This is a genomic window from Kocuria oceani (assembly GCF_029524215.1).
Taxonomy (GTDB): Bacteria; Actinomycetota; Actinomycetes; order Actinomycetales; family Micrococcaceae; genus Kocuria; species Kocuria oceani.
On the sequence record NZ_JARAMH010000052.1, the window covers coordinates 1 to 944 of the forward strand.

At 61.7% G+C, this 944-nt stretch carries 1 protein-coding gene; it reads right to left on the reverse strand.

Annotation, left to right across the window (positions count from 1 at the left end):
- Window positions 1-944 (reverse strand): cbb3-type cytochrome c oxidase subunit I (locus PU704_RS19915; protein ID WP_277552880.1); only part of this gene is annotated, 944 nt, incomplete at both ends.

A 944-nucleotide genomic window follows, 5' to 3' on the forward strand; every position in this document is an offset into this window, starting at 1 on the left:
GGGTCGTCCACCTCGACCTTCGTGCCGTGGCGCCAGGTCGTGTACACGTTCCAGAAGAACGGGATCATCGACACGCCCAACAACATCGCCCCGATGGTGGAGATCTGGTTCATCCAGGTGAAGTCGTCCTCCGGCAGGTAGTCCGCGTAGCGGCGCGGCATCCCCGAGACCCCCAGCCAGTGCTGGATCAGGAAGGTCATGTGGAAGCCCAGGAACAGCAGCCAGAAGTGGATCTTGCCGATCCGCTCGTTGAGCATCTTGCCGGTGAACTTCGGCCACCAGAAGTAGAACCCGGCGAACATGCCGAAGACCACGGTGCCGAAGAGCACGTAGTGGAAGTGGGCGACCACGAAATAGGAGTCGTTGAGATGGAAGTCCAGTGGCGGGGACGCGAGGATCACCCCGGTCAGACCACCGAAGAGGAACGTGAACATGAAGCCCAGCACCCACAGCATCGGGGTCTCGAAGGTGATCGAGCCCTGCCACATGGTGCCGATCCAGTTGAAGAACTTCACCCCGGTGGGAACGGCGATCATCATGGTCATGAACGCGAAGAAGCTCAAGAACACCGTACCGGTGACGTACATGTGGTGAGCCCACACCGTCACCGACAGCGCGGCGATGGCGATCGTGGCGAACACCAAGCCCTTGTAGCCGAACAGCGGCTTGCGGGAGAACACCGGGATGATCTCGGAGACGATGCCGAAGAACGGCAGGGCGAGGATGTAGACCTCGGGGTGGCCGAAGAACCAGAACAGGTTTTGCCACAGCACCGGCCCACCGTTGGCGGGGTCGAAAATATTGCCACCGAGGGTGCGGTCCATGCCCAGCGCGAACAGCGCGGCAGTGAGTGGGGGGAAAGCCATGATCACCAGCAGCGAGGTGATGAGCACGTTCCAGGTGAACAGGCCCATCCGCCACACGGTCATGCCCGGGGCGCGCAT